This is a genomic window from Synechococcus sp. BSA11S (assembly GCF_014224355.1).
Lineage (GTDB): Bacteria > Cyanobacteriota > Cyanobacteriia > PCC-6307 > Cyanobiaceae > Regnicoccus_A.
The window spans coordinates 16,784-41,321 of the sequence record NZ_VNWP01000015.1; the positions used below are offsets into that span (position 1 = coordinate 16,784).

A 24,538-nucleotide genomic window follows, 5' to 3' on the forward strand; every position below is an offset into this window, starting at 1 on the left:
CAGGATGCCCCGGCTGAACCACAAGGGCATGCTGCTGGCGTGGAGTCCCGAGATCAGCTCGGGCTGGTTCACAAGCGCTCAGGCGAGCGCCACCCGCTGCTGCTGCCCTCCGGACAGTCGGGCGTCAGCGCCCCCTGAGGGCTTCAACGAGGTGCGCCCAGGGACGGCAGGGGAGCAGCCAGCCACCCGGGAGGGCTTGACGGATCTCGAGGTTGCAACGAAACCGTCACACGGAATCCGGGGGAATCGACGCAACCACAGTAGCGTTATACCGTGAGTCCAGCGAAGCCCGCTCCGTTCCCTGGGCCATCGCCGTCCCACCGGCACCGTTCGCCATGACCACCACCCTCCCCGTCGCCGTCTCAGGCCAGGGCATCTCCGACCACGCCAGTCCTGCTGATGCGGCGGCCCGCCGAGGCTTCGGCCCCAGGGTCCGGCGCCTGCATGGCCGCATCGGTGCCGCCCATCACCGGGCTGAGGGCATGACTTTCTCCAGGGCCCTGCTCGCGGGCCAGGCCAGCCCCCTGCAGCTGGCGGCCCTGATCCGCGCCCTCGGACCGGCCTACACGCTGATCGAGCGACGCGGTCCCGAACTGGCCGCCGCCCTCGGCGCGCCAAACCTCCCCTGGAGTGCCCTCAACCGCAGCGAAGCCCTGCGCCACGACGTCGCCATGCTGGCCGGCATCGAAGCCAGCGGGCCCTCGGCCGCAGCCGCGGCCTGGCTGGAGCACCTGCACACCCTCGCCCAGCAGGAGCCTCACCGCTTCCTGGCCCATGTGTACGTGCGCTACGGCGGCGATCTCTCCGGCGGGCAGCAGCTCGCCCAGCAGGCCAACACGATCCTGGCCGCCCATGGTCTGCCCTGCCTGCGCTTCTGGCGGTTCGAGCGCCCGATCGAGGAACTCAAGCAGGCCCTCCACGACGCCATGGAGCAGCTCGAGCTCAGCGAGGCCGAGGAGGCGGAGCTGCTGGATGAAGCGGTGGTCGCCTTCCACAACACCCAGCGCCTGCTGGCCGAGCTGGGATAACCCGCCAAACCCGAAAGAACCACCCCCCGAACTCCCGGTCCCCAAGATGACGTTCACGGCCCCCACCAGATCCCAGCCCGAACTGCTCCCCCTGCTGGTCAAGTACGACAGGCCCGTTCCCCGCTACACCAGCTATCCCACTGCCGCCGCCTTTCACAGCGGCGTCGGTCCGGCCGATCTGGTGAGCCAGCTGCGGCAACCGACCACCGCGGATCTGTCGCTTTACGTGCATGTTCCCTTCTGCCGCCATGCCTGCTGGTATTGCGGCTGCAACCGGATCACCACCCAGGCCGGCTCGAAAGTGGTGGGGCCGTACCTGCAGGCCCTGGCCAGGGAGCTGGCCCTGGTGACCCAGGCCTCAAGCCAGCGGCGGCGGCTGGGACAGCTGCACTGGGGCGGCGGCACTCCGAACTACCTCAACCCCCAGGAGCAGGGCCAGCTCTGGGAGCTGATCGGGGAGCATTTCGATCTCGCTCCGGATCTGGAAGCCTCGATCGAGGTGAATCCGGAGTTCCTCAGCCGCGATCAGGTGCTGAACCTGCGCCGGCTGGGCTTCAACCGGATCAGTTTCGGTATCCAGGATGCCGACCCGCACGTGCAGGAGGCCGTGAACCGGATCGTGCCGGTGGAGCAACTCCGCCAGGCGATGGAGTGGATGCGGGAGGCGGCCTTCGAGAGCGTCAACGTCGATCTGATCTGCGGGCTGCCGCTGCAGACCCCCGAGCGGTTCGCCAGCACGATCGCCCTGGTGCAGGAGCTGCGGCCGGAGCGGGTGTCGCTGTTCAGCTTCGCCTACCTGCCCGAGCAGCTGCCGCTCCAGCGCAGGATCGCCGCCGACGACCTGCCCAGCCAGCGGGAGCGGATCCGGATGCTGCAGCACGCCTACGGGGCCTTCACAGGCGACGGCTACGACGCCATCGGCATGGACCATTTCGCCCTTTCAAGCGACAGCCTGGCGCTGGCGGCGCGGCAGAGGCGGCTGCACCGCAATTTCCAGGGCTACACCACCGGCGGCGAGCGCGACCTGCTCGGCATCGGCGTCACGGCGATCAGTCAGTTCCAGAACCTGTTCAGCCAGAACCAGCGCACGATGAAGGGCTATGTCGAGGCGCTTGAAGACAACCGCCTGCCGGTGGAGCGGGGCCTGGTGGTGCGGGATCCCGCGGTGCTGCTGCGGCGCACGATCATCCAGAGCCTGATGTGCCGCTTCGCGGTCGATTTCGACACCATCGCCCTGGGGCAGCCCCTCGAGGCCCAGCGCCTGTTCCCCAGCGAATGGGCCGACCTGCAGACCCTCGAAGCCGACGGACTGGTGCGCCTCGGTGCCAACAGCCTCGAGGTGACGGAGGTGGGCCGCTGGCTGATCCGCACGATCGCGGCGGTGTTCGATCCCAGCCAGCGCCGACAGGCCAGTGGGTCCAGGCTGATCTGAGCTCAGATCAGCACCTGCAGCCGCGCCCGGTTGTTCTCCTGCTGGGTCTGGGGTTCGAGCACCTGCCGCTCGGGATCCGCCAGCACCAGCAGTTCATGGGTTCCGGGCGCGAGCTCGAGCTTCAGGGCGAAGGCTTCCTCCGCGCCGGCGGCCAGCCAGGGCAGGCGCAGGTAGTGGTGACCGCTGTAGCGATCGTCGATCACCACGGCCACCCCCACATCGCTCACATCGAGGCTGCCCCGGTTGGTGATGGCGAACCGCAGCACACCAGCGGAGTAGCTCGCACGCTCCACCGCCAGATCGGAGCCGAGGCTGCGCAGCTCCTGCAGGGGATAGAGGGCCAGGGAGTCGAGCCTCAAGAGCCGGGTGCCCGCATGCTCATGGTGCAGATGGCCGCCGTGGCGCAGGTCGCTGCTGCAGCCATGCAGGTGAAGATGGGCGCCCGCCGCCGGCACGGTCACGCGTCCGCTCTCGGGCCGGGTGTCCCAGAAGCCGCAGCAATCCCACTCCAGGCTCCGGCCGAGGTAGTGGATCGGATCGGCCGGATCGCCGGGATCCTGCGGCGCCAGGCGGTAGTGCTGAAGGCTGGAGTAAAGGCTCGCCGCCGCATCCGGATCCAGGGCATCGGCGTTGCGGCGTCGCTGGCCCATGCAGAGCTTGGAGGCCACCGTGATCACCAGGCTGCTCCAGGTGGCCCGCAATCGCACCCCCACGATCGGCGCCGGCTCCATCCGGCCCGCCGCGATCGCGCCGGCGATCGCCTGCCTCACCAGCTCCTGCAGCGGCACCCCGGCACTGGGCCCCAGCCCGGAGAGATCCACCGGCTGGCGCAGGGCACTGGCATCGCCGCTGAAGCACACATAAGGGAAGTGGGAGGCCCCATCGGCGGGGCGCAGCCGCCTGATGCCGCCATCGAGGGCCTGACATTTGTAGAGATGGGTGCGGGGAGCCCCCGGCTGGTGCAGAAAGGTGAGCTCACCGTTGTCGAGGCTGGTGGTGGTGCCCAGTCCGAGCACATCGCCCTCGAGAGGAATGCGCTCCAGGGGCATGTGCTCGTTCACATCCCCCTGGATCAGGTCGCTGATCGTGTTGGCAATCGAGAGGATCACCATGGGGAGGGAGCCTGAGCGTCCTCCGGGATCGCACCTGCCACCACTCGCCACTCGTGCAGCACCCAGCTGACGCAACCGGAGCGGATCAGAGGATCGCTCTGCACGATCGACTCGGCTTCCTGCCAGTCACGGGCCTGAAAGAGCAACATGCCGCCGGCTCCATCACCATTCATGCCCTTGCACTCGCGCCAGTAGCCGCTGCTGGGCTGGTGACCACGCCGCTGCAGGTCGGCCACCCAGTCGAGGTGGGCACGCAGGTGGGCGTCGAAATGGGCACGATCGACCAGTCCCTGCTCCAGCTTCACGAACCAGGGCAAGGCGAGCCCCCGAAGCAACCGCACCAACCTAGGCCTGCCATCCATGGCGGAGCTTCGAGCAGGGCCCGGAGCTGGAGCGCGTCTGGAGAAGGGAAGAGGGTCTCAGAAGGCTGAGCAGAAATCCCCATTAGGGAAATCCACGCCCATCCCGCCGAAGGCGTTACATTTTGCAAGACGTTCCGAGGGGCGGGCTGTGGTAGGCCCACCTCTTTTTTTTGGTTACGGCAGACCCCTCAGGGCCAGAACCACTGTGTTCCCCAGGGTCAGCCCAGTGGTGTCGCCATCGCCGAGCGGCAGCTCCAGACGCAGGGGCGCCAGAGCGCTGGGCCTGGGATCAAGGCCGGCGGCATCGAACTGGGCTGAGCCGGCGGGGATCGCCGCCGCACCAGGCGGCACCATCTCTTCGCTGCGGTTCTCCAGCATCCAGACACCGCCCAGACCATCGAGGAGGCGCAGGGGCCGGCCATGATCGGCGGCCACACCGGGGGCATGGGCACTGAGGCGGAGGCGCCAGCCTGCTGGAAAGGCAGGATCCGGCTGCTCGAACAGGCTCAGGCCCCAGCCTCGGCCGGCGTCATCCACGACCCGCCAGCTGCCCATCACCTCGGTGGCTGCCGCCGGAGCTGACCAGCCCAGAGCCAGCAGCAGGGCCAGACAGACCCCGAACAGGGCCCGCGAACAATGAGCAGAGATACGCATGGCCCATCCAAGCACTAAGACTGCTTCAACGGTAGCGTTGTAGAAGGATGCAGGCATGAAGCTCGGCTCCAGACCGATGCCGTCACCGCCCCATCCCTGTCCAGTCGTTGTCATCCCATGACCACCACCTCCCTCAGCCGCAGGCGCGGCCATCCCTGGGACTCCTTCAAGGACTGGGTCACGAGCACCGAGAACCGCCTCTACGTGGGCTGGTTCGGTGTGCTGATGATCCCCACCCTGCTTGCCGCCACCTGCTGCTTCCTAATCGCCTTCATCGGCGCTCCACCCGTCGACATCGACGGCATCCGCGAGCCGGTCTCCGGTGGACTCCTCTACGGCAACAACATCATCACCGCCGCGGTGGTTCCCTCCAGCAACGCCATCGGCCTGCACTTCTACCCCATCTGGGAAGCCGCCAGCCTCGACGAATGGCTCTACAACGGCGGCCCCTACCAGCTGATCATCTTCCACGTCCTGATCGGCATCTTCTGCTGGATGGGCCGCGAGTGGGAACTCAGCTACCGCCTCGGCATGCGCCCCTGGATCGCCGTGGCCTATTCCGCACCAGTGGCCGCCGCCACCGCCGTGCTGCTGATTTACTCGATCGGCCAGGGCTCCTTCTCCGACGGCATGCCGCTGGGCATCTCCGGCACCTTCAATTTCATGCTGGTGCTCCAGGCCGAGCACAACGTGCTGATGCACCCCTTTCACATGCTCGGCGTGGCCGGCGTCTTCGGTGGCAGCCTGTTCTCGGCCATGCACGGCTCGCTCGTGACCAGCTCACTGGTGCGGGAGACCACCGAGACGGAATCCCAGAACCGGGGCTACAAGTTCGGCCAGGAGGAGGAGACCTACAACATCGTGGCTGCCCACGGTTACTTCGGTCGCCTGATCTTCCAGTACGCCTCCTTCAACAACAGCCGCAGCCTCCACTTCTTCCTGGCCGCCTGGCCCGTGGTGGGGATCTGGTTCGCGGCCCTGGCGGTGGCCAGCTTCTCGTTCAACCTCAACGGCCTCAACTTCAACCACTCGGTGGTCGACCACCAGGGCCGGGTGATCAACACCTGGGCCGATGTGCTCAACCGAGGTGGCCTGGGCATCGAGGCGATGCACGAGCGCAACGTGCACAACTTCCCCCTCGATCTGGCCACCACCGCCAGCACCCCCGTGGCGCTCAGCGCTCCGGCGATCGGTTAGTGGGACTTTGACCCCCACCCAGCCGCTTCGCTGAAGGCCGAGGGCCTGGACCTGCTCCAGGCCCTTTCTCGGTTGAACCTTGCCCCAGTCCATCGCTTTCGCGTCACGGAACTCGCCATGACTCTCCTTTCCCCTCCCCTTGCATGTGCTGCGGCCCCGCGCCGTGCCCTGACCCATTGCTTGCGGGAGCTGATCGGGCTGGCCGCCGCCAGCACGCTGATGGTGGTGATCGGCGCCCTGCTGATCACCGCTGCTCCCCCCACTGCCCTGGCCGCCCAGAGTGAGCAGGCCGGCCTCCCGAAAGCAGTGGCCGAGATGGAGCAACTCAACCGGATGCGGGTCTCGCTGGCCTCCACGCTCGAGGGCCGCAGCGAGGAACCCACCATGCAAACGATGCAGGAGGTCTGCAAGCCGGTGGGGATGCGGGCGAAGGCCATCGGCAGGGAGAACGGCTGGCAGGTGCGCCAGGTGGCCAGCAAGTCCCGCAACCCCGATCACGCTCCCGCCGGACCTCAGGAGAAGCAGGTGATCGATCTGCTGGAACGCCATCCCGAGATCACCGGCCTGTGGGAGCCGGCCGGCGCCGGACAGAGTGCCGGGGTGACCTACTACCGCCGCATCAACGTGGAGCCCAGTTGTCTGGCCTGCCACGGCACGAAGGCTGACCGTCCGGCCTTCGTGAAAGACAACTACCCCGACGACAAGGCCTTTGATTTCAAGGTGGGCGATCTACGCGGCATGTATGCCGTGTTCATCCCCGAGTTGCAGCAGGCGCTGGCGGAGTCTGGGTGAGGCTAGAGAGATGCCCGCACACTTACACTTCCTGACTCAAACACGTACGCAAAAATCGAGCTATCAAATAGCTCGTTTCCGAGGCGGGCAAGATTGTGCTTTGACCTCCGGCCCTGCTGAAGCGCACCGATTCCTGACTTTGCATGAGCGACCACAGGGCATGGCGATGGTCCACAGTCGCGAGAATTCCGGGGTAAGTGCTATGACCTGTTGAGATCTTCCCCGGTAGACGCAGCTCAGAATCATTTTGAACGACCACGAGCTCAGTTATTTCTCCCTCTGGAGCTTCATCGATACCTACAAGAGCAATAATTTTGATCAATGAGTTGGGTTCGCCACCTGAGCATGTGGCCTGAAAAGCGATGGCGTCAGTCTGGGCTATACCGAAGCTCAGAGTCGAAATGTTGTCGCCTGTGTCCGGGTCGTTAGCCTCAGAGAGCATCCAGCCTTCCTGAATGGAAATCAGATCGCTCATTTTATCGGTCTGAGGAAGATTAGAGTGTCCGTCATTGTCCATAGGAGCCAGGCCAGGCCTCCAGGGGCAGGCAAGGGCAAACTGCTTCAATGCGGTGGAGAATCCTTCCAGGCTAATTGTTGTCTCTACACCGGAAAATCGGACCTCCATTTGGCTGCCATGACTCAGCGCTTCGAATAAGGGGTCATCTGCATACACCTCGACCTTAGGAACATGACCAAGCATGCCAAAAAATATAGTTTCGGCTTTGCGCTCAAAGCTCTGATCTGCAACACTGATCACCAAGGAGCTTCGCATTGGATCATCACGGATTACCGCAGCCCAGAACAGGCTCAGAAGAGCAGGCTGCCCGCTCCCTTGGCACGCAAGCTCTGCACCAACGTCGTCGCCACAATCATCACAGTTGAGCATGCGAACTGCATCGCCTTGCCCACTCAATGTCCAGCGTTCTTGCTTTTCGGACTTGGCCAGATTAATCGCATCGGTGCTATGGAAAACAGTTGCATCCCCAGACTGGATGTCAAGACTGTATGCTGCATGTTGCAAGCGTTCACCCATGCGAGGGAGTGACGCTACAGCAACCGTAGATGGTGTGACCGCAAACGACTCCCAGGCTACGCTGAGGTCTAAAATAACGCTCGTGACTACGAGGCCAAGCAGTCTAGAGAGGTTGCTAATGGAGCGACTGCTGAACTTGGATCTCAGAATATAGGACATGTCAAATTATCTTATTGGTAATTGTTGCACTGCCATACCTGCATCTAGGGTGAACACAATTAACGAGAGGCCTGGTGGAGCTACCGCGAAAAGCCCATGCATGAGATTGATGCATTTTACTGGACAGCTTGGACCTTGTCATCGACTACACTAAGCAAGAGTAAAAGGGCTTGGTCTCAATGTTCACCATATTGAGAGCCCTTCCTCCCAGAACGCTGTGGGGCCATATATGACAATACCTCCACCGTAAGCAGGCCAGGATGACTTCAGCGTCCCAGCAGGTGCTGAAGGAACACAGATACCGCTCACCGCAAAGGCTTCCCGCACGGACGTCGCCCGATGCGCCAAACTGTAGCAACTTATACCGACACAGCAACCGCCACGAAGTCTAATGGATTGGGTTTTATTAATTGAAAATCCAAATCTTTTTGACCACTTGTACCTAAATGGCATGAAAAAAAATTCTCAATTCATACTTCTTAGCATCCTTTCTTTGGCTTCAGTCTTAACCTTAATCAGAGGTCAGCGAGCTCAAGCCTATGACCCCAGCCACCTGCAGCGCCTTAAAAGTACAGGTAATTGCGAAAAGTGTGACTTAAGCGGCGCGAATCTTTCTAACATAAAGCTAACAAATGCAAATCTGAGAAGTTCCAATCTTGCCAATGCAAATCTAACGAATGCTCTAATTATAGATTCAGACCTTCGTAGTGTTGATTTTAGCGATGCTATTATCAAAAATACTAACGTGTATGGCACTCAAATTGCCATCTCGAGCTTGTCTAAATCGCAGAATAATGGGCTTATATTTAAAAAGCCAGAACCTGCTATTGTTGAAAAGGATGCCGCGCGTTCCCAAAAATCTTCACAGCCCAAAAAGCAAGAGACTGTTATTTCAATTAAAAACAGTAGTGGATATCGCGCTAAATATACAATTATGTACATGGTAGACCAAACATTCACTGGAGGCGTGAAGGCTCCTGTTCCCAAAATTTTAAATGGTGATGTTGTTGCGATCACAAACCAGCGGAGAGCCATAAAACTTCCTAAGGGCGCAAAAGATATTCGCCTGATGGTAAAGACGCGTGCTGGTAAGTCATTCTTTATCAATACACCGATAGCCGCCAACGAGAAAACGTGCTTTAAACTTAAGGGCACTGTATTTACTCCAAAATACGAAAAGAATAGTTGCCTTGGCTTTTGATATGCCTTAAATACGCTCCATAACCAACAAGCAATGCATTAAGGCATGCATCAGACATAATGTCTTGGCAAAATTAATTTCTTTTCGACTAATGCACCGCCCCTGACAACATCTAGAATAGCGATGTGAATCGAAGTACTCTGTAGCGCTTCTCTTCCGATGCCACCGCCGGTACTCGGCGATGATGAGTTTCAACAACTGCAGAGCATCGTTAACTCTTGCTCACTGCCACATTCGATCGTGCAGCTCGCTCAGATCGTTCTGGACAATGGTGCTGGCGAAACCAACACGGCCATCGCCGCGCGGATGGGCCTGACCTGCATGAGCTACTGCACCAATAAGTACGCCAAGGTCCGCTCCTGGCAGAGGGGGCCTACGCCTATTGACTCAACCAGGTGGGGCGCTGGTTTGGGATCATCAAGCAATGGGCAATCCGTCGCGGCTGCTTCTCCAGCGTCAAAGAGCTGATTACCAAGATCGTACAGTTCCTAGGCGCCTACAATATAAGACTAATGCCCCGTTCAACTGGACCGTGAGGGCGGATTCGATCCTGGAGAAACTCCAGCGGCTTTGTTCTCAAATCTCCAGGACGGGACATTAGGGTTTTTCGCATTTGTAGCGGGTTGTAGACCTTCCTGAATTTGATACCAACGTAACTAGATCTCCTGGGAGTATTGCAATACTCGTCACAGCCTCTTCGTCCTTCTTTCTGAGCATATGCTTCTTGAAACCAGCTGTACTTTCTTCATTAAAAAGAGCTTGAGCCAAGACTTCGGCGTTGTTACCGGCCACTTTTCCTGCTGCGGAGCCAGCCACCGCTTGCCCGAGTGGCCCTAAGGGTGCCGAAGCGGCTCCTGCAATCTGCCCTGCAAGAACATCAAAGTACTTGGCGGCATTTTTAAGAGCAAACTTTTCAACTTTGTTAAGTGGCCCCTGTAAGTTTTTAGGGTTTGTCATGCATACAGTTCCATCACTATATTCCCAAAACAAGCGCCACCAGTCCACCCCGGTTGTGCCAAATCCAGTATTGTAAGAGACTGGCATCTTGGATGTGGTGCTTGGAATAGGGAGGTTTGCCCAAGACTGATACTCTTTATAGACATCACTATATTTGTGCACAAGTGTGATAACCTTAATGGTTTTTGGGCTTAAATTGCTAACAGTAGCATATGCGGTGCGGCGGGTTTTCGATTGCGCAGGTGCAGCGAAATCGCCAACCAAGGCTGACGCGGCAATCAACCAAGTCACCGCGCCAAGGAAACGGTACCGCATTGATTTGGAGTAGGCAATCAAAGTCATGATAGGTTCATTTGGGTGATCAGTTGAGCTTTTGCCTTAGGAAAGCAGGATAGAATATGCAGGCAATACTACTTTTTGTCAGTGACATCATAAGTTGTCAACACTTTTCCTTTCATGTCCTGCACAGAGGCTTCGTTTTTGTTGAGATCGATCTTGATTCGATATCCTCTGCTCTTGTCTACTAATACAATAAATGTTGAGTTGCGAGTCTCTTCCGTAAACCTAAAACGTGTTGATCCATCGGCTCCCAGTTCGGCCCATCTGCCTTGTCCTAGATCAACAAAAGAGCCACCTTTGAATATGACTTGGCGGATATTCTGGCCTACGGATACTAGAGGCTTTGCAAAGCAACTATAGCGAGTTGTCGCTCCGCCCGACCGAGGAGCTCGAAGGATAATGCGTTCTCCATCTTGAATAATGATCCTTACAGTCCCATTTTCGTCACTGGCTCTGAGAATCATTTGCTTAAAACCCGTTGTTGACCCTTTTGAGAACAGAAGCTTTGCAAGGCCATCTGCTGCTTTTCTACCACCTACGCCACCATAGTATCCACCTGCTGCAATTCCTGGTGGTCCAGCTATTACACCTGTACCAGAACCAATTGAAATTCCGAGTGCGTTCCCAAGCTCACCTGCATTATTAAGGATTAATCTTTCCGAAGCGTCGAATGCTCCCCTAAAGTTCTTGGGGTCACTATAGCAAGTTTTGCCATCCTTAAATTGAAAAAAGACTCGCCACCAGTCTTTCCCAGTTGTCCCAAAGCCTGTGCGATACTTGACAGTTAAAGGCCCTTTGGTAGTCTTTCCTTTCTTAAGATTTACCCAAGTTTCATCGTTAAAAAAGTCGTCGCTATATTTATGGACCAAGACAACATACGCTATGTCACTCTTTGTCTTGTTTTCTACGACAGCCTTGGCGGTGCGTGTAGTGGCCGCCGAAGCGGGAAATGAGACTGATGTTAGGGCTAGAGCGGCTAAACCACCTGTGAACATCTCTAAAAGATGCAAGTGCGGCGTCTTGAGGCGATTGCTTTGTAAATTCATCAATTGTCAAAAGTTGCAATTAGTTCGCGAGCATGATGCTTGATTAATCACTCTTTACTGGATGATCGATAAACTTCCCGAACCCTTCTACTATCGCAAGCGCAAGCTTGCCTCAAACGAATCTTAATAAGCAGCAACCCAAGGCAGCAATGCCTGCCTTGGGTTGCTAATCTCAGAGTCGACGCCTAACGTCCGTTCATGATGGACAGTTTCCTTTAGACCTAGGGATTTGTATACAACACTTTTCGATAGGTCATACATCAATCAGCAGCTGCTGGAGGCGCTCCCGACGGTGATGCCACCGATTTGAGGTGGTTGCCTCATCTTGGAGAACCTGGTGGGACTACACAGCTAGCCGCAGACTGCCCTCATGAACAGGTTACTGCTTGATATCCCCTGCCTGCTCTGGCGTTTTCTGCTGAATACCAGTTCCAGCTACTGCCAGCGGCATCGGGCTGGATGCTGCGGACGTTGACCGGAAAGGCGGTGAAGGAGTCGAAGGCACGGGTGGGCAATGGGAGCGAACGGCTGCAGTTGTGAGTGCCACCGTTGTCTCACGCCCTGGCCGCCCACAGCAAGCTCACCTGGGCGATCAGCTCGGCGGTGTTCAGCTCCCGGCATGCTGATGGCCTTTGTGCGCAAAAGCCTCCCGGTGGTATTACTAGGTAATACTTAGCCTCCACCTGGGGAATTGCGATGGAATCCGAGGAAGTTGCCACCAGCTCGATCACCAGCAAGGGGCAGGTCACCATCCCCAAGGCGTTGCGGCAGCAGTTCGGGCTGGCCAGGGGCAGCCGCGTGAGCTTTGCGCTGGTGGGGGATCACATCGAGCTGCGCCCCTGGAAGCCGGAGCAGCCAGTGCCGGAGAGCGGTTTCGGGCTGCTCAGGACCAGCCGGCCAGCCGTGCCAGCGGACTTCGATCCCGCCCGCCTGCTGCGCCCGTGATCGGTCTCGACACCAACGTGCTGGCCCGCTACTTCGTGGCGGAGGACGCAGCCGATGCCGCCACGGAACGCCAGCGCAGGGCCGCCCGCGATCTGATCGAATCCGGCCAGCCCCTTTTCCTGGCCAAGACGGTGGCCCTGGAGCTGGAGTGGGTGCTGCGGGGGTACTACGGCTTCCCGGTGGACCAGGTGCTGCAGGTGTTCGACCACCTGTTGGCCCATCCTGGGCTGTCGGCGGAAGACCGGCCAGCCCTGGAGCAGGCCATGGCCGGCGTGCGCAGCGGGCTCGATTTCGCCGATGCCCTGCACCATGCCAGCTGCCGCAGTTGCGCGTCGATGGCGTCGTTTGATGATCGCGGCTTCGGGCGACGGATCCGCCAGCTGAATCTCTCTCCTCGACTGTTTGTTCCCGCAGCTTCCTGAGCGGGCCGGGGCGGGACGGTATGGGCTCACGGCCTGGCATGCCGCTTCAACTGCTCCTCCGACTGTTCCCAATCACCAACTCTTGGGGGAGCCTGCCTGGGGTGGGGCCAGGTTTGGGGGGTCACGTCAGCCAGGTGACAGCACCCACGGCGAGCCGCTCAGTTGTCGATGAACACCGAATGGGCCGTACGCACGACCCGTGGATCGGGCGCACAGGCGACGTCGTGGTCCTTGTGCTCGTAGTCCAGGGCGTGGAGGACGCTGCGGATGGCGCCAAGACGGGCCCGCCGCTTCTCGTTGGAGTTGACGATCGTCCATGGCGCCACGAGGGTATCGGTGGCGAGCAGCATCTCGTTGCGAGCTTCGGTGTACTCGCTGTACTTCTCCACGCTCACCTCGTCGATGGGCGAAAGCTTCCAATGCTTGAGCGGATCCTTGCGCCGGTCGTCGAAACGCAGCTTCTGCCTGGCCTGCGACACGGTGAACCACATCTTGAAGAGCAGGATCCCACTGCCGACGAGTGACTGCTCGAAGCCGGGAACCTGGCGGAGAAACAGCGCGTGCTCCTGAGGTGTGCAGAAGCCCATCACCTTCTCGACGCCGGCCCGGTTGTACCACGACCTGTCGAACATCGTGACTTCGCCGGCTGATGGCAGGTGCGGGACGTAGCGCTGGAAGTACCACTGGGTCACCTCGGCATCGTTGGGCTTCGGCAGCGCCACATGGTCACTGCCGCGAGGGTTCAGGTGTTCGCGGAAGCGCTTGATCGATCCACCCTTGCCCGCCGCATCGCGACCTTCGAAGAGGATCACCACGCGCTGTCCGACAGCCTTGATGTGACGCTGTGCCTTGAGCAGTTCGATCTGGAGCGTTTTGAGGTCTCGTTTGTAGTCCTTCTTGTCGATCGGTTCGTCGTAGGGAAGATCGTTCTGCATCTCCTCGATCAACTCGACGGGCGATGGGCGTTGCTTCTTGCTCATCAGAGTTGCGATCGTCCGGCTGCCCCCACCCTGGCAAGATCGTTCGCCAACCGCTTCACCTGTCCATCAAGGCCTCATCCCAGCGGAGCGCCTCCTGCAACGTCGGCGTCTTGGCGGGGCGTCCGAGCTCTTCCAGGCCTTGACTTTCATCACCCATCTCCCCCCGCCGCGCCAGGCTGGGGGAGACGCTTGCTGCCGGAGACGGCTCACGCCGATGTGCTTCTCCAGCAGCGCCAGCTTCGTGGTGGCGGCCGTTCTGTTGCCTCTGGGGGTGGCCTCCGTTCGCTACTGCCTGGCGCAACGGCGCAGCGAGCTGCTGCCCCTGGCCTTCTCCCCGTTGTTCTTCTCGGCGCAACAGGCCCTGGAGGGTGTGGTCTGGCTTGGCCTGGCGCCCGGGGGGCCTGGCTGGCTCGTGCACCCCGCTGCGCTCGGTTATCTGTTCTTCGCCTATGCCTTCTGGCTGGCCTGGTTCCCCTGGTGTGTGCTGCATCTGAACCGGCAGGCGCCCCCTGCCCTGCGCCGCCGCCTGCTGCAGATCGATCTGGTGCTGGGCCTGCTGGTGGGGGCAGGACTCTGGCTCCCACTGCTGCTGGATGGCTCTCGGCTCGAGCCGGTGGTGGTGAACGGATCCCTGAACTACACCACCACCCTTCTGGCGGACCGCTGGATCAGCCTCGGCCTCGGCAGCACGGTCTATGGGCTGCTCATCTCCGCGCCTTTGCTGCTCAGCACCTCGGGGCGGCTGCGCTGGTTCGGTGGCTGCATTCTGGGCGCCTTCCTGATCACGCACCTCGCCTACGGCTACGCCTTCACCTCGGTGTGGTGCTTCTTCAGCGCGCTGCTGTCGGGATCGCTGTACTGGATCCTCAGGGATCCGGACCCACACGCTGTCCTGGTTGCCTGATGGCGCCCCATTGCCTCACAAAGTCGTGAACACTCTCTGCGAGCAGCTGCCATGAGTGACCGTCCCGCCCCCACCGATCCCGCCCAGCTGCGCCGCGACTACCGCCGCGCAGCCCTGCGGCGGGCCGATCTGGCGGCTGATCCAGTGGCGCAGTTCCGCCTTTGGTTCGATCAGGCCGTGGCGGCGGAGCTGAGCGAGCCCAATGCCATGGTGCTGGGTACCAGCGACGGCACGCGCCCCAGCGCCCGCACCGTTCTGCTCAAGGCGTTCGACGGGCGTGGGTTCGTGTTTTTCACCCACTATGAGAGCCGTAAGGCCACCGAGATCGCCGCCCACCCGGAGGTGAGCCTGCTGTTTCCCTGGTACGGGCTGGAGCGACAGGTGGCGATCCTGGGCCGGGCCGAGCGGATCAGCGCTGGCGAATCGCTCGCCTACTTCCTCTCGCGCCCGCTCGGCAGCCGGATGGGAGCCTGGGTGTCGCAGCAGAGCGCCGTGATCCGCTCTCGCTCGATCCTCGAAGCGCAGTGGCAGGCGATGCAACACCGCTTCGCCAGCGGAGAGGTGCCGCTGCCGCCGGCCTGGGGCGGCCTGCGGGTGGTGCCCTTTGAGTTCGAGTTCTGGCAGGGGCGCGAGAACCGTCTGCACGATCGCTTCCGCTACCGGCCCAACGGCGATGGCGCGGGCGGACTCTGGAGCATCGAGCGGCTGGCGCCCTGATCCCCGGCGGCCCCCTCCTGGTCAGGCTGGAGGCGCTGCCGGCGTGGCGGATCCCATGGCGTGGAGCTCCATCACCTGTTCAGGGCTGAGGTTGAAGCTCAGGACCCCCCTGGTGCTGGGGACCTCCAGGCGGAGGGGAAGCGCTTCACTGGGCCGTGGGATCAGGGCATCGAGATCGAACTGGGCGGATCCGCTCGGAACCGATGACCCATCCCTGGGAACCATCTCTTCGCTGCGATTGGGCAGGCTCCATTCCTGACCCGTCGAATCACTCAACACAAGATCGGCGCTGTGATCCAGGGTCGTTCTGGCATCCAGGACATTGAGGCGGATGCGCTGGCCGGAGGGGTACTCCGGGAACGGCTGCTCGAAGACCTGGGCGCTGAGGCGATGGCCCGCCCGATCGTCGAGCGACCAGCTGTCCGCGGCCAGAACCGGGGCAGCTCCGAGAAGGAACGCCAGCAGCAACGGCAGAACAGCGAACAACCATCGCCTCAGACGGGACTGAACGCAGACACCGAAAGTCATGACTGTAACGGCATAATGGCTTATCTACTCTAGTGCGAGCATCGCGATCCGTCCGCCGCTCAGGGCCAGGGCCCCAGCTCTTGACGTGGGCCAATCCAGGCTCGGCAGCCACCCTGATCAAGGTGTGCGCCGAGGAGCAGGTGGCTGAGTTCGACAACCACCTCCAGCCGTTCGCACCCCTGGTGCGCTGGCTGGGACTGGCCCTCAGGACATCGTGATCAGGCGGTCTGCAACTGCTGGAGCTGTTCCTCGAGCCGCTTTCTGAGACGACGCTGAACCAGGCCGCACAGTTCGGCGACCAGGGGATCGGCCACCTCATAGATCAGCCGGGTGCCCTCCCGCTCGCAACGCACCAGGCCGGCCCGCTGCAACTGCCCCAGCTGGCGGCTGATGTGCGACTGACTGAAGCCCGTGGCCTCGATCAGGGAGGCCACGTCCCTGGCTCCGTCGTGCTCAAGCTGGCAGAGCAGCTGCAGCCGGGCCGGCTCACTCAGCAGGCGGAAGAAGGCGCTCAGTTCCTCAAGGAGCTGGGGGCTGGGCCGAGACCCGCCAGCGGAAGCAGCCATGGTCACAGTTATGTCGATGGACACATTATGCACCGATCACCAGCCCCCTGACGAATGACCATTATGCGGCTATGCTCATACAAGTTGCTGATCGAGCCCCCATGGCCGTCGCTCCCGCTCGCGGCTTCTCCCTCTCGGCCGCTGCCGGTGGTGCCCCGTTGCTGTTCCGCCAGCTGTTCGATGCCGACACCGGCACCTTCACCTACCTGATCGCCGAGGTGGCCAGTGCCGAGGGCCTGATGATTGATCCGGTGTTCGAGCAACACGACCGCGATCTCTCCCTGATCCAGGAGCTGGGGATCCAGCTGGTGGCCTGTCTCGACACCCACGCCCACGCTGATCACGTCACCGGCAGCTGGCTGATGCACGACGCCACCGGCAGCGCCATCGGCCTGGCTGCCGTCGCGGGCGCCGAGAACGTGACCCTGCCCCTGCGGCACGGCGATCAGGTGGCCTTCGGCAGTCGTGCTCTGGAGGTGCGCGCCACCCCCGGCCACACCGACGGCTGCCTCACCTTCGTGCTCGACGATCACAGCCTGGCCTTCACCGGTGATGCCCTGCTGGTGCGCGGCTGCGGCCGCTGTGATTTCCAGCAGGGCAACGCCCACACCCTCTACCGCTCGATCACCGAGCAGATCCTCTCCCTCCCCGACTCGTGCCTGCTCTACCCCAGCCACGACTACAGCGGCCGCACGCTCAGCTCGGTGTCAGAAGAGCGGGCCTTCAACGCCCGCCTGGGCGGTGAAGCCGATGAGCGCGACTTCGTGGGCTATATGGAGAATCTGGAACTGCCCCACCCGCGGCGGCTGGCCGTGGCCCTGCCCGCCAATCTGCGCAGCGGCAGACCGCGGGGGCACACGCCCCCGGATCCCGACGGCTGGGCACCGATCCGCCGCAGCTATGCCGGCCTGCCCCAGCTCGAATCCCAGTGGGTCAGCGAGCACCGCGACTCGCTCACGCTGCTGGATGTGCGCTCAGCTGATGAATTCAACGGCCCCGACGGCCACATCCCGGGCAGCCTGCTGATCCCCCTGCAGGACCTGGAGCAGCGGCTCGGCGAGATCCCCACGGGGCAGCCCCTGGTGGTGCTCTGCCATTCCGGCAGCCGCTCGGCCCTGGCCACCCAGGAGCTGCTCAAGGCCGGACGGTCTCAGGTGGCCAACCTGCGCGGCGGTCTGCGCGCCTGGCAGCGGGAAGGCCTGCCCCTGGAACACCCCATGCCCACCCCTGCTCAGCCAACACCATGACCACCCAGACCAGCTCCACACACTCCAGCCCCATTCGCCTGAGCGCCCGGGACCTCAGCCACCAGCACCGTGACAACAGGATCACGGTGATCGATGTGCGCGAGCCGATGGAATACGTGGCTGGCCACATCCCCGGCAGCCACAACATCCCCCTCTCCCGCCTCGGCAGCGCCAGCCTCCCCGAGGGGCCGTTGGTGCTGGTCTGTCAGAGCGGCAAGCGCAGCGAGAAGGGGCTGGCCGAGCTGCTGCGCCGGGGCCATCCCCATCGCCTCGCCGACCTGGAGGGCGGCATGGGCGCCTGGCAGCAGGCGGGCCTGCCCATCAACCGCCGCAAGGGCGCTCCCCTGCCGCTGATGCGTCAGGTGCAGATCGCCGCCGGCAGCCTGGTGCTGCTCGGGGTGATCCTCAGCCAGACCGTGGCTCCGGGCTGGATCTGGCTGGCGGGCTTCGTGGGAGCTGGCCTCACCTTTGCCGGCATCAGCGGCTTCTGCGGCATGGCCCGGCTGCTGGCGGTCATGCCCTGGAACCAGGTGAGGATGTGATCAGCGGCACCGTGCTGCTGTTGATCCTTGGAGGCCTTGTGATCGGGCTCCTGCTCGCCGTGCTGGGGGCCGGGGGCTCGATCCTGTTGCTGCCCCTGCTGGTGAGCGGCGCCGGCCTGTCCACCCGGGAGGCCGTTCCGCTCTCCCTGATGGTGGTGACCCTGCTGGCCCTGGGCAATGTGGGGCCCTACATCCGCCGTAGGCAGGTGGCCCCGCGGCCGGCGCTGATCCTGGGAGTGCCGGCCCTGGCAGGCGCCTGGATCGGAGGCAGCCTGGTCAAGGCCGGCCTGATCCCCGAGGCCGTTCAACTGGGGATCTTCACAGTGGCGGCCCTGGTCGCCTCCTGGCTGCTGCTGCGGCCCGCCACCCCCCGGCCTTCAAGCGGGGAGGGCGGCGGTCATGGCCAGCGGCAAGAGCGCGAAACGCCCGTGGCCCTGGCGGCACAGGGTGTGGTGGTGGGCCTGCTCACCGGCGTTGCCGGGGTGGGGGGAGGATTTGCGATCGTGCCCGCCCTCGTTCTGCTGGCCGGTCTGCCGATGCAGCTGGCCAGCGGCACCAGCCTGGTGCTGATCAGCACCAACAGCCTGGTGGCCCTGCTGGCGCTGGGCCATTGGCCGGCCGCCAGCCTGGGTCTGCTGCTGCCCCTGGTGGGCGGTGGCGCCGCAGGCGCCGTGCTGGGCCAGCGGCTGGCGCCCCACCTCAGTGACCACAAGCTGCGGCTGGGCTTCTCCTGCCTGTTGATCGGCTCGGCGCTGCTCACAGGCTTCGAGGGATTGCGCCGCCAGAACCAACCGCTGATCGGAGGCAGCCCTGCCCCCGAGGCTCTTCTCCGCCGGCCATCACCACATCTCACCAACCAGGAGCAGCGATGAGCCAGCGCACCTTCCAGTTCCGGCTGCGCAGCAGCCATAGCGGGCCCACCCGCGCCACCCAGTCGCTTGAGGTGGAGTTCCTGGCTGAATCGGGGGAATGGGAGCCTCAGCACCCCAGCCTCACCACCCCGGGGTTCCGGCTCTACCTGCTGTCACTGCTGCTCTGCCAGCATTTTTACCTGGTGGCCAATGCCCAGGAGCGTGCCATTCCCCTGCAGCGGGTGGAGGGATCCTTCACGGTGCTCACCAGCGCCGACTGGATCCTGGAGCAGCTGAACGGGGACTTCCGCCTGCGGCTCGATCCAGCCGTTTCGGCGGACGAGCGCTCCCGCGCCGACGACGAAGCGATCGCCTTCATCGGCGAGCGGATGAAACTCTGCCCGGTCTCACGCAACCTGCCGGCCACGGCGGAGAAAGCGATCGGGCTGCGCCTGGAGGCATGAGGCCCAACACGGAGTCGCTATGAGTTAGGCTGGTTGGAGTCTTTGACCTGCAGCTCAACCATGGCCGTGATCGAACGCGTTCCCAGCGTCATCTTCCACACCCGCGTGCGGGATGAAGCGGTGCCGGGCCCCAATCCCTTCCGCTGGCAGGACCTCAGCACCGACGAGATCTTCGCCGGCAAGAAAGTGGTGGTGTTCTCCCTGCCAGGAGCCTTCACCCCCACCTGCTCCTCCAATCACCTGCCCCGCTACGAGGAGCTCTACGACCAGTTCAAGGCCGCCGGCGTTGATCAGATCATCTGCATCTCCGTCAATGATGCCTTCGTGATGTACCAGTGGGGCAAGCAGGTGGGCGCCAACCACGTGTTCCTGCTGCCTGATGGCAATGCCGAATTCACCCGCAAGATGGGGATGCTGGTCGACAAATCGAACCTGGGCTTCGGACCGCGTTCCTGGCGTTATTCGATGCTGGTGGATGACGGCCGGATCGAGAAGGTGTTCATCGAACCCGGCTTCGACGACAACTGCCCGGTGGACCCCTTCGAGGTCTCCGACGCCGACACGATGCTGGCTTATCTCAAGGGCACGCAATCCGCCGGAGTGAGCGAGCCCTCGCGCGCCTTCGTGGGCTGAGTCAGAGGCCGGGGTGTCCCCGCAGGCTCAGCAGGAGCTTGCGGGGATCAAACAGCTGGTAAGCCAGGATCTTGATGCGGTCGTTGAGCACGAAGCAGATCAGGCTGTACCCCCAGACCACCAGGGCCCAGGTCCAGCCCAGGGGCACCATGAACAGGCCATACACCGCCAGAAGTGTGGCCAGCACCTGGGTGGAGACCACCGCTGTGGTCAGGATCGGGGCAGGACGCGATTTCCAGAAGGGTCCTCGCGTGCGAACGGCGAACACCGTCAGATGTCCTGCCACCGACAACTTCAGGTACAGCAGGGTCTGCACCATGTCCCGATTCAGCTCCAGAATCCTCTGCGCGAGATAGAACAACCCGAAGGATTCCGCCACTCCAAGCACACCGAGCACGCTGGCCGCACCAAGAACAACAGGCATGTTCCATCGAGAGTGTGGTGAACAGCAGAACACGGATTGTTTCGGCAACGCGGTAGATGGCGTAATAGAACCACTGCCCCCGGCATCCGTGCGCGCCACCCCGAGTGCGCGAAAGCCACGGTCGGCAAAGGAATGGCTCACGGCCTCCACCTCGGCAGTGAGGGCAGGGTCGTGACCCACCAACGACAGGATCACCTGAGGAGCCCCCTTGCTGACCTGGAATCGCTCCCCAGAAGCCGTGATCAGCCTGGCTTCCGTGCGTTTGCTGACAGGGTCGAAGGGGATGAACTGCTCAAGCACAGCGGTTGGATGCACGCCCTGGTGGGTCCGCCGAATTGAGGACCACCAGATCGATGGAATCCTGGCTTTCCCACCTGGAGGCCAGGGCAGCGGCTTCCATGATCTGAGCGGCCGTGCAGGATCCGAAGCAGAACGGTGGGCCTGCGGAGAGCTGGTTGCGGGTCAGGGTGTCGGTCTTGTCCGAGCAGAGCACGGCGGGCATGGCCACCGGGATGGAGGCCACGGTGAGCACGAGCGAGAACTGCAGGATCGTGATCAGGCTCTGGTGGCGGAAGATCCCCACCATCAGGATCACGAGAACCAGAACCAGGGCCATGGCGATCAGGTAATCGCCGATCTTGAGGACGGCCTGCTGGAAGTGGCTGATCCCCTGGGAGGCCTGCACCAGCGCATCGGCTGGAACGATGTCGCCGGAGCGCAGAAGAATGAGATCGCCAGGCACCAGCTCCCTGGCGGGGATGGTGTTCCACTGTCCGTCACGTTTCACCCGGGCCAGCGGAGCCAGCTGGGATCTCAGCGCCTCGATGGCATGGCCGGGCTGGTGCTCCACCCAGAAGCCCACCAGCGCATTGAGTGCCGGCAGAGTGGTGATGATGCCGAAATCGGCCCAGTCGCGCACGAGCGCCGCGAGCAGCGCCGCAGCCTCGATCATCCAGGGGATGGGGCCCCAGAGGTGCTCCAGCAGCTGACTCCAGGCACCCCGTTTCGCTTCCGGCAGGGTGTTGGGGCCATGGCGCTGAAGCCGCTGACGAGCCTCCTCGCCACTCAGACCATGCAGGCCTGTTCGCAGCTGGTCCTGAGCTTCAGCCAGCGTGGTCGGAACACCAGCCATGGGACTTCGCAGGAGATCCCACAGGCTTAGCCCCGGATGGGAGGTGTCGCTTCAGCGAGCGCAACTGGACGACTGGTTGACCTGGGACTGGACCGCACAGACCAGCGTGGCCACAGCTCCGGCCTCAAAGGCCACAGCCTGCTCAGGGCGGGTTGTGGCCGGAAGGGCATGCAGCCGTTCTCGGATGTGGGCCAGGGCCGCGAGCACGGAAGCCTCCTGCTCGAGCACATCCTGGGCACACCAATCGGAGAGGCGATCAGCGGCACTGCCGGCATACACCGGGCAATTCACCGGAACCTCTTCATTGTCTGAATGAAGAGGCCCTGACCATGAAGCCCCTGGCGGCGCGAGGCCTGAGGAAGCCGGCATCGAGGCCGTCAGGGGGGGGACTGGACTGGCCATGGAACTGCAGCGACGGGACACGGCTTCTCAACCACGCCAGGTGGGCAGTCCATGGCGGCCGCGGTTACGCCAGAGAGCTTCCGCGCTCACGTGCAGACCATGCTGACGGGCCAGGCTGGCGGCCGCATGGGTGGAGCCTGTGTGCTTGAGGGCCCGGGCAAAGGCCGGATCCCGCATGGCCAGCTCCTGCAGGGCATGGAGAGCCTCCATCGCCTCATGAACCTGACCGGACGCGGCTGCCATGCTGACGACCGCCGGGGAATCCATTGTGGTGGCGTTCATCATGATGACCTCTGTTGGTTGATGCCTTCAGGCTAATCACAAAAAGGCACACTCAGACCAGCATTCATGCTTATCTTTGAACCAGATCGCCCGAATCCAGCCAGAATCAGGCCCAGCGCAGAGAACAGGATCGCAGCCCTTCTGTTTCAGGCAAGATCAACCATAAAACGATTGACCATGCCCCATGATGATAGGTTAATCGAAGCGAGCAGAATCATCCCGCCGGTCAGCTGAATCTTGACCTCCAGCCCCCTGCCCTTGCCACCAACCATCGGCAGGGCCCCTGGCAGGAGCTCGAGGACTGGAGCAAGCTGGGACTCACTGGATCAGCCAGCACCGATGACCCGTGAACGCGACCCCTTCCGCATTCCCCGCGCCGGCTGGGAAGCTGCTCCCCTGGCGGGGCTGGCCTCGATCGACCTCAACCAGAACGGCGGGGCCTTCAGCGGACGGGAGTTCTTCTCCGAATCCACTGTGGGTGGGATCGTCTGCTACGCCGCCTACCAGGCACTGCTCACGGCCCTGCGCACCGAGGCCCTGCGCAAGCGGGGCGAACTCGACCGCCTTACCCAGGTGCGCCTGGTGCTGAGCACCAGCCTGGAATCCGCCAAGGCCGGCGTGGCGGTCGGCGCCGTGCTCTCGGTGGTGCTGCTGGTGTTCCCCTGGCTCACGGTTCCCCTCTCGCTGATGGGGGTGGTGGGCACCGCCAAGGCCTCTCTCGATCTCTTCCACGCCTTCTGGGATGGCCTCGACGACGAGCAGAAACTGCAGGTCACGGTGGCGGCCCATGAGGCCGGCATCAGCCTCAGCGGCTTCTTCCGCAACGACGGCGAGGGCCTGGGCAGCTCCGCCGTGGGCTGAGCGAAAGGAGGCCACCCAACAACCGACCACAACCTGGACCCTGCGATTCAGCCGGTTGCCCGCTCAAGCCAGCCGAAGCCAGGGCAACAAAATGGAAGAGCGCCCATGACGGGACCAGTTGACCATTGACTTTGTCGGGTCATCATAATTTCATTCAGAAATACTCTTTTTTTGGCAGCGATTCAACCCGCTGAAGAATCCTGCTCTTGCCGTCTAATACCTCCCATCCCAGAATAACCAGGGGAGCGCACCCGCCCTGACCTGCCTTGCCATCATGGCCCAAGACCTTCGACTGTTATGACTGTTGAACCCCTTCCAACTATCCTGCTGAAGGTCTTTGGCCCACCGCTAGGCACTGCACTCGCAGGGCTGGCAGCAGAGATCATTCGCAAGAGGCTGTCGATCGGGCGCGTTGAGGAAAACAGCAAACGGCTTCATGCCATAAGAGAATTGATAGAGGCAGAAACACTTGAACTATCGGCTGCCGAGAAGTCTGCCCTCCAAGACGAGGCAGCACTCATCGCCAGGTCGCTGCTGATCTTGCGCAGAAGAGCTGCTTCTCTGAAGAGCACTGCCGATACCATTCAAGACTGGAGTCATCAGCCTGTCTTCCGCAGGATTTTCACACTCCCTCGACCCAGGAGCTCCAAGGGCTGGATCGCATCAGCGACATGCCTGGCCTTTCTCTACTGGACTGTATTCACGGCCTTTACAATCGCGACAGAGCTTGACGACATAGTCGGAGCAGATTTCTTGCTCTTTTTATTGTTAGTCTTTACGACAGCCATTATTCCGCTTGCACTCGCGCTCATGGCAAGGGATCGTGCCACACGCTCAGCCCAGGTCAGAACATCTGGATCCAGGCGGCAAGGTCGCCAGCTCCTGTTTCGAGCTTTCACGATTCCAAGGCCCAGAGGCCCGTCGGAATTCAGGGCTGCCATCATCTGGGCCCTATGCTCGCTTTGGCTGATCGCATGGGTGCCGATCATACTTTTCACTCTTTTTCAAGTCGGCACTACGACCTGGCTCGATCTTTCGATTGATCCAAGCCAGCAAGGATGGATCCTGGTTCCTGGCTTGATCATTCTGGCCATCTTGGCAATGGCCACAATCATGGCAAGAGACTGTGCGCTTGACGATGCGAAAACAGTAGTGAGAGAAGAAACCATTGCCGCAAGCGACACCAGGAGTCGGAGTCCTTCATCCAAGGCCTGACTGGCAGGTCTGACCGCTATCTGCGACACGCCAGGGCTCAGTGGCAGTCGGAAAGGTTATTGACCTCTCAGCAGTGGTCAGGATGGGACGCCAGACAAAGGGCCTCTGATC

The 24,538-nt window shown here is 62.0% G+C and carries 31 protein-coding genes and 1 pseudogene; 18 read left to right on the forward strand and 14 right to left on the reverse strand.

Annotated elements, in window-relative coordinates; genetic code table 11:
- Window positions 1–335: 335 nt before the first annotated feature.
- Both FPZ61_RS12275 and hemN read left to right on the forward strand, forming a co-directional pair.
- Window positions 336–1,028, forward strand: a complete 693-nt coding sequence (locus FPZ61_RS12275) for a biliverdin-producing heme oxygenase (RefSeq protein WP_185466879.1) — start codon at window positions 336–338, stop codon at window positions 1,026–1,028.
- Between the two features lie 46 nt (window positions 1,029–1,074).
- A complete protein-coding gene (gene hemN, locus FPZ61_RS12280) occupies window positions 1,075–2,460 on the forward strand; it encodes an oxygen-independent coproporphyrinogen III oxidase (protein WP_185466880.1) in 1,386 nt (461 codons plus the stop codon).
- 2 nt (window positions 2,461–2,462) lie between these two features.
- On the opposite strand, the gene FPZ61_RS12285 is transcribed toward hemN, so the two are convergent.
- The 3 genes from FPZ61_RS12285 to FPZ61_RS15590 all read right to left on the reverse strand — a co-directional run bounded on the left by FPZ61_RS12285 (window position 2,463) and on the right by FPZ61_RS15590 (window position 4,702).
- Window positions 2,463–3,572, reverse strand: coding sequence for a CARDB domain-containing protein (locus FPZ61_RS12285; RefSeq protein ID WP_185466881.1), 1,110 nt, complete (start codon window positions 3,570–3,572; stop codon window positions 2,463–2,465).
- Window positions 3,566–3,889, reverse strand: a complete 324-nt coding sequence (locus FPZ61_RS12290; protein ID WP_185466924.1) for a YciI family protein — start codon at window positions 3,887–3,889, stop codon at window positions 3,566–3,568. Before FPZ61_RS12290 ends, FPZ61_RS12285 begins: the two co-directional genes overlap by 7 nt.
- A 219-nt stretch (window positions 3,890–4,108) precedes the next feature.
- On the reverse strand, window positions 4,109–4,702 hold the full coding sequence (locus FPZ61_RS15590; RefSeq protein WP_255441586.1) for a DUF3122 domain-containing protein: 594 nt from the start codon (window positions 4,700–4,702) through the stop codon (window positions 4,109–4,111).
- 3 nt (window positions 4,703–4,705) lie between these two features.
- Here FPZ61_RS15590 and psbA point away from each other — a divergent pair, with 3 nt between their 5' ends.
- Together psbA and FPZ61_RS12305 are read left to right on the forward strand one after the other, a co-directional pair.
- Complete coding sequence (gene psbA, locus FPZ61_RS12300; protein WP_185466882.1) at window positions 4,706–5,785, forward strand: photosystem II q(b) protein; 1,080 nt, start codon at window positions 4,706–4,708, stop codon at window positions 5,783–5,785.
- Between the two features lie 117 nt (window positions 5,786–5,902).
- On the forward strand, window positions 5,903–6,577 hold the full coding sequence (locus FPZ61_RS12305; RefSeq protein ID WP_255441587.1) for a DUF3365 domain-containing protein: 675 nt from the start codon (window positions 5,903–5,905) through the stop codon (window positions 6,575–6,577).
- A 22-nt stretch (window positions 6,578–6,599) separates the two neighbouring features.
- Here FPZ61_RS12305 and FPZ61_RS12310 read toward each other — a convergent pair whose 3' ends face one another.
- Window positions 6,600–7,610: a hypothetical protein gene (locus FPZ61_RS12310; RefSeq protein WP_185466883.1), complete on the reverse strand. Its 1,011-nt coding sequence runs from the start codon at window positions 7,608–7,610 to the stop codon at window positions 6,600–6,602.
- A gap of 550 nt (window positions 7,611–8,160) precedes the next feature.
- Here FPZ61_RS12310 and FPZ61_RS12315 point away from each other — a divergent pair.
- Window positions 8,161–8,970 (forward strand): pentapeptide repeat-containing protein, encoded by an 810-nt coding sequence (locus tag FPZ61_RS12315; RefSeq protein ID WP_185466884.1) that lies wholly within the window; start codon window positions 8,161–8,163, stop codon window positions 8,968–8,970.
- A gap of 386 nt (window positions 8,971–9,356) precedes the next feature.
- A pseudogene (locus tag FPZ61_RS15930) lies at window positions 9,357–9,571 on the forward strand (IS630 family transposase); the annotation flags it as partial.
- On the opposite strand, the gene FPZ61_RS12320 reads toward FPZ61_RS15930, so the two are convergent.
- Together FPZ61_RS12320 and FPZ61_RS12325 are read right to left on the reverse strand one after the other, a co-directional pair.
- Window positions 9,568–10,269 (reverse strand): hypothetical protein, encoded by a 702-nt coding sequence (locus FPZ61_RS12320; protein WP_185466885.1) that lies wholly within the window; start codon window positions 10,267–10,269, stop codon window positions 9,568–9,570. The pseudogene FPZ61_RS15930 and the gene FPZ61_RS12320 sit on opposite strands and share 4 nt — an antisense overlap.
- 68 nt (window positions 10,270–10,337) lie before the next feature.
- Window positions 10,338–11,312, reverse strand: a complete 975-nt coding sequence (locus tag FPZ61_RS12325) for a hypothetical protein (protein ID WP_185466886.1) — start codon at window positions 11,310–11,312, stop codon at window positions 10,338–10,340.
- A gap of 696 nt (window positions 11,313–12,008) precedes the next feature.
- Between FPZ61_RS12325 and FPZ61_RS12330 the strand changes: the two genes are divergently transcribed.
- Both FPZ61_RS12330 and FPZ61_RS12335 read left to right on the forward strand, forming a co-directional pair.
- Window positions 12,009–12,257, forward strand: coding sequence for an AbrB/MazE/SpoVT family DNA-binding domain-containing protein (locus FPZ61_RS12330; protein ID WP_185466887.1), 249 nt, complete (start codon window positions 12,009–12,011; stop codon window positions 12,255–12,257).
- On the forward strand, window positions 12,254–12,679 hold the full coding sequence (locus tag FPZ61_RS12335; protein ID WP_185466888.1) for a type II toxin-antitoxin system VapC family toxin: 426 nt from the start codon (window positions 12,254–12,256) through the stop codon (window positions 12,677–12,679). The genes FPZ61_RS12330 and FPZ61_RS12335 overlap by 4 nt, the downstream gene beginning before the upstream one ends.
- Before the next feature lie 158 nt (window positions 12,680–12,837).
- On the opposite strand, the gene ppk2 is transcribed toward FPZ61_RS12335, so the two are convergent.
- Complete coding sequence (gene ppk2, locus FPZ61_RS12340) at window positions 12,838–13,659, reverse strand: polyphosphate kinase 2 (protein ID WP_185466889.1); 822 nt, start codon at window positions 13,657–13,659, stop codon at window positions 12,838–12,840.
- Window positions 13,660–13,873: 214 nt separating this feature from the next.
- Between ppk2 and FPZ61_RS12345 the strand changes: the two genes are divergently transcribed.
- Both FPZ61_RS12345 and pdxH read left to right on the forward strand, forming a co-directional pair.
- Window positions 13,874–14,563, forward strand: a complete 690-nt coding sequence (locus FPZ61_RS12345) for a DUF6629 family protein (protein WP_185466890.1) — start codon at window positions 13,874–13,876, stop codon at window positions 14,561–14,563.
- Window positions 14,564–14,614: 51 nt separating this feature from the next.
- The gene (gene pdxH, locus FPZ61_RS12350; RefSeq protein WP_185466891.1) at window positions 14,615–15,280 is read left to right on the forward strand and encodes a pyridoxamine 5'-phosphate oxidase; all 666 of its coding nucleotides are present in this window, start codon (window positions 14,615–14,617) and stop codon (window positions 15,278–15,280) included.
- A 21-nt stretch (window positions 15,281–15,301) separates the two neighbouring features.
- Here pdxH and FPZ61_RS12355 read toward each other — a convergent pair whose 3' ends face one another.
- The gene (locus FPZ61_RS12355; protein ID WP_185466892.1) at window positions 15,302–15,766 is read right to left on the reverse strand and encodes a DUF3122 domain-containing protein; all 465 of its coding nucleotides are present in this window, start codon (window positions 15,764–15,766) and stop codon (window positions 15,302–15,304) included.
- Between the two features lie 122 nt (window positions 15,767–15,888).
- On the opposite strand from FPZ61_RS12355, the gene FPZ61_RS12360 reads away from it, so the two are divergent.
- Complete coding sequence (locus FPZ61_RS12360; protein WP_185466893.1) at window positions 15,889–16,026, forward strand: hypothetical protein; 138 nt, start codon at window positions 15,889–15,891, stop codon at window positions 16,024–16,026.
- Here FPZ61_RS12360 and FPZ61_RS12365 read toward each other — a convergent pair whose 3' ends face one another.
- Window positions 16,027–16,374, reverse strand: a complete 348-nt coding sequence (locus FPZ61_RS12365) for a helix-turn-helix transcriptional regulator (RefSeq protein ID WP_185466894.1) — start codon at window positions 16,372–16,374, stop codon at window positions 16,027–16,029.
- Between the two features lie 101 nt (window positions 16,375–16,475).
- On the opposite strand from FPZ61_RS12365, the gene FPZ61_RS12370 reads away from it, so the two are divergent.
- From FPZ61_RS12370 to FPZ61_RS12390, 5 genes are read left to right on the forward strand one after another with little or no spacing between them, the layout of a single operon-like run.
- Window positions 16,476–17,621 carry a rhodanese-like domain-containing protein gene (locus FPZ61_RS12370; protein WP_185466895.1) on the forward strand — a complete coding sequence of 382 codons (1,146 nt, stop codon included), beginning with the start codon at window positions 16,476–16,478 and terminating at the stop codon, window positions 17,619–17,621.
- Window positions 17,618–18,163 (forward strand): rhodanese-like domain-containing protein, encoded by a 546-nt coding sequence (locus FPZ61_RS12375; RefSeq protein WP_185466896.1) that lies wholly within the window; start codon window positions 17,618–17,620, stop codon window positions 18,161–18,163. Before FPZ61_RS12370 ends, FPZ61_RS12375 begins: the two co-directional genes overlap by 4 nt.
- Entirely contained in the window at window positions 18,163–19,035 is an 873-nt protein-coding gene (locus tag FPZ61_RS12380) for a sulfite exporter TauE/SafE family protein (RefSeq protein WP_370593447.1), read from the forward strand. The genes FPZ61_RS12375 and FPZ61_RS12380 overlap by 1 nt, the downstream gene beginning before the upstream one ends.
- Window positions 19,032–19,478, forward strand: a complete 447-nt coding sequence (locus tag FPZ61_RS12385) for a hypothetical protein (protein WP_185466898.1) — start codon at window positions 19,032–19,034, stop codon at window positions 19,476–19,478. Before FPZ61_RS12380 ends, FPZ61_RS12385 begins: the two co-directional genes overlap by 4 nt.
- Before the next feature lie 60 nt (window positions 19,479–19,538).
- A complete protein-coding gene (locus FPZ61_RS12390; protein WP_185466899.1) occupies window positions 19,539–20,111 on the forward strand; it encodes a peroxiredoxin in 573 nt (190 codons plus the stop codon).
- Window position 20,112: 1 nt separating this feature from the next.
- Here FPZ61_RS12390 and FPZ61_RS12395 read toward each other — a convergent pair whose 3' ends face one another.
- The 5 genes from FPZ61_RS12395 to FPZ61_RS15595 all read right to left on the reverse strand — a co-directional run bounded on the left by FPZ61_RS12395 (window position 20,113) and on the right by FPZ61_RS15595 (window position 22,623).
- Window positions 20,113–20,850 carry a hypothetical protein gene (locus FPZ61_RS12395; protein WP_185466900.1) on the reverse strand — a complete coding sequence of 246 codons (738 nt, stop codon included), beginning with the start codon at window positions 20,848–20,850 and terminating at the stop codon, window positions 20,113–20,115.
- Entirely contained in the window at window positions 20,828–21,667 is an 840-nt protein-coding gene (locus FPZ61_RS12400) for a cation-transporting P-type ATPase (RefSeq protein WP_185466901.1), read from the reverse strand. The genes FPZ61_RS12395 and FPZ61_RS12400 overlap by 23 nt, the downstream gene beginning before the upstream one ends.
- Window positions 21,668–21,718: 51 nt before the next feature.
- Window positions 21,719–21,958, reverse strand: coding sequence for a hypothetical protein (locus FPZ61_RS12405; RefSeq protein WP_185466902.1), 240 nt, complete (start codon window positions 21,956–21,958; stop codon window positions 21,719–21,721).
- A 138-nt stretch (window positions 21,959–22,096) separates the two neighbouring features.
- Window positions 22,097–22,351, reverse strand: coding sequence for a Nif11-like leader peptide family natural product precursor (locus tag FPZ61_RS12410; RefSeq protein ID WP_185474849.1), 255 nt, complete (start codon window positions 22,349–22,351; stop codon window positions 22,097–22,099).
- A 146-nt stretch (window positions 22,352–22,497) separates the two neighbouring features.
- Complete coding sequence (locus FPZ61_RS15595; protein WP_255441588.1) at window positions 22,498–22,623, reverse strand: hypothetical protein; 126 nt, start codon at window positions 22,621–22,623, stop codon at window positions 22,498–22,500.
- Between the two features lie 67 nt (window positions 22,624–22,690).
- On the opposite strand from FPZ61_RS15595, the gene FPZ61_RS12415 reads away from it, so the two are divergent.
- Together FPZ61_RS12415 and FPZ61_RS12420 are read left to right on the forward strand one after the other, a co-directional pair.
- Window positions 22,691–23,212, forward strand: coding sequence for a hypothetical protein (locus FPZ61_RS12415; protein WP_185466904.1), 522 nt, complete (start codon window positions 22,691–22,693; stop codon window positions 23,210–23,212).
- Window positions 23,213–23,509: 297 nt separating this feature from the next.
- Window positions 23,510–24,427, forward strand: a complete 918-nt coding sequence (locus FPZ61_RS12420; protein ID WP_185466905.1) for a hypothetical protein — start codon at window positions 23,510–23,512, stop codon at window positions 24,425–24,427.
- Window positions 24,428–24,538: the final 111 nt, after the last annotated feature.

Coding starts and splice junctions, on each gene's coding strand:
- FPZ61_RS15590 (WP_255441586.1), bottom strand. CDS start 4,702: ATGACAACGACTGGACAGGGATGGGGCGGTGACGGCATCGGTCTGGAG.
- FPZ61_RS12310 (WP_185466883.1), bottom strand. CDS start 7,610: ATGGGTGAACGCTTGCAACATGCAGCATACAGTCTTGACATCCAGTCT.
- FPZ61_RS12315 (WP_185466884.1), top strand. CDS start 8,161: ATGGATTGGGTTTTATTAATTGAAAATCCAAATCTTTTTGACCACTTG.
- FPZ61_RS12345 (WP_185466890.1), top strand. CDS start 13,874: ATGTGCTTCTCCAGCAGCGCCAGCTTCGTGGTGGCGGCCGTTCTGTTG.
- FPZ61_RS12375 (WP_185466896.1), top strand. CDS start 17,618: ATGACCACCCAGACCAGCTCCACACACTCCAGCCCCATTCGCCTGAGC.
- hemN (WP_185466880.1), top strand. CDS start 1,075: ATGACGTTCACGGCCCCCACCAGATCCCAGCCCGAACTGCTCCCCCTG.
- FPZ61_RS12390 (WP_185466899.1), top strand. CDS start 19,539: ATGGCCGTGATCGAACGCGTTCCCAGCGTCATCTTCCACACCCGCGTG.
- FPZ61_RS12420 (WP_185466905.1), top strand. CDS start 23,510: ATGACTGTTGAACCCCTTCCAACTATCCTGCTGAAGGTCTTTGGCCCA.
- FPZ61_RS12275 (WP_185466879.1), top strand. CDS start 336: ATGACCACCACCCTCCCCGTCGCCGTCTCAGGCCAGGGCATCTCCGAC.
- FPZ61_RS12285 (WP_185466881.1), bottom strand. CDS start 3,572: ATGGTGATCCTCTCGATTGCCAACACGATCAGCGACCTGATCCAGGGG.
- FPZ61_RS12385 (WP_185466898.1), top strand. CDS start 19,032: ATGAGCCAGCGCACCTTCCAGTTCCGGCTGCGCAGCAGCCATAGCGGG.
- FPZ61_RS12365 (WP_185466894.1), bottom strand. CDS start 16,374: ATGGCTGCTTCCGCTGGCGGGTCTCGGCCCAGCCCCCAGCTCCTTGAG.
- pdxH (WP_185466891.1), top strand. CDS start 14,615: ATGAGTGACCGTCCCGCCCCCACCGATCCCGCCCAGCTGCGCCGCGAC.
- FPZ61_RS12325 (WP_185466886.1), bottom strand. CDS start 11,312: ATGAATTTACAAAGCAATCGCCTCAAGACGCCGCACTTGCATCTTTTA.
- FPZ61_RS12305 (WP_255441587.1), top strand. CDS start 5,903: ATGACTCTCCTTTCCCCTCCCCTTGCATGTGCTGCGGCCCCGCGCCGT.
- psbA (WP_185466882.1), top strand. CDS start 4,706: ATGACCACCACCTCCCTCAGCCGCAGGCGCGGCCATCCCTGGGACTCC.
- FPZ61_RS12415 (WP_185466904.1), top strand. CDS start 22,691: ATGACCCGTGAACGCGACCCCTTCCGCATTCCCCGCGCCGGCTGGGAA.
- FPZ61_RS12330 (WP_185466887.1), top strand. CDS start 12,009: ATGGAATCCGAGGAAGTTGCCACCAGCTCGATCACCAGCAAGGGGCAG.
- ppk2 (WP_185466889.1), bottom strand. CDS start 13,659: ATGAGCAAGAAGCAACGCCCATCGCCCGTCGAGTTGATCGAGGAGATG.
- FPZ61_RS12320 (WP_185466885.1), bottom strand. CDS start 10,269: ATGACTTTGATTGCCTACTCCAAATCAATGCGGTACCGTTTCCTTGGC.
- FPZ61_RS12410 (WP_185474849.1), bottom strand. CDS start 22,351: ATGAACGCCACCACAATGGATTCCCCGGCGGTCGTCAGCATGGCAGCC.
- FPZ61_RS12400 (WP_185466901.1), bottom strand. CDS start 21,667: ATGGCTGGTGTTCCGACCACGCTGGCTGAAGCTCAGGACCAGCTGCGA.
- FPZ61_RS12370 (WP_185466895.1), top strand. CDS start 16,476: ATGGCCGTCGCTCCCGCTCGCGGCTTCTCCCTCTCGGCCGCTGCCGGT.
- FPZ61_RS15595 (WP_255441588.1), bottom strand. CDS start 22,623: ATGGTTGGTGGCAAGGGCAGGGGGCTGGAGGTCAAGATTCAGCTGACC.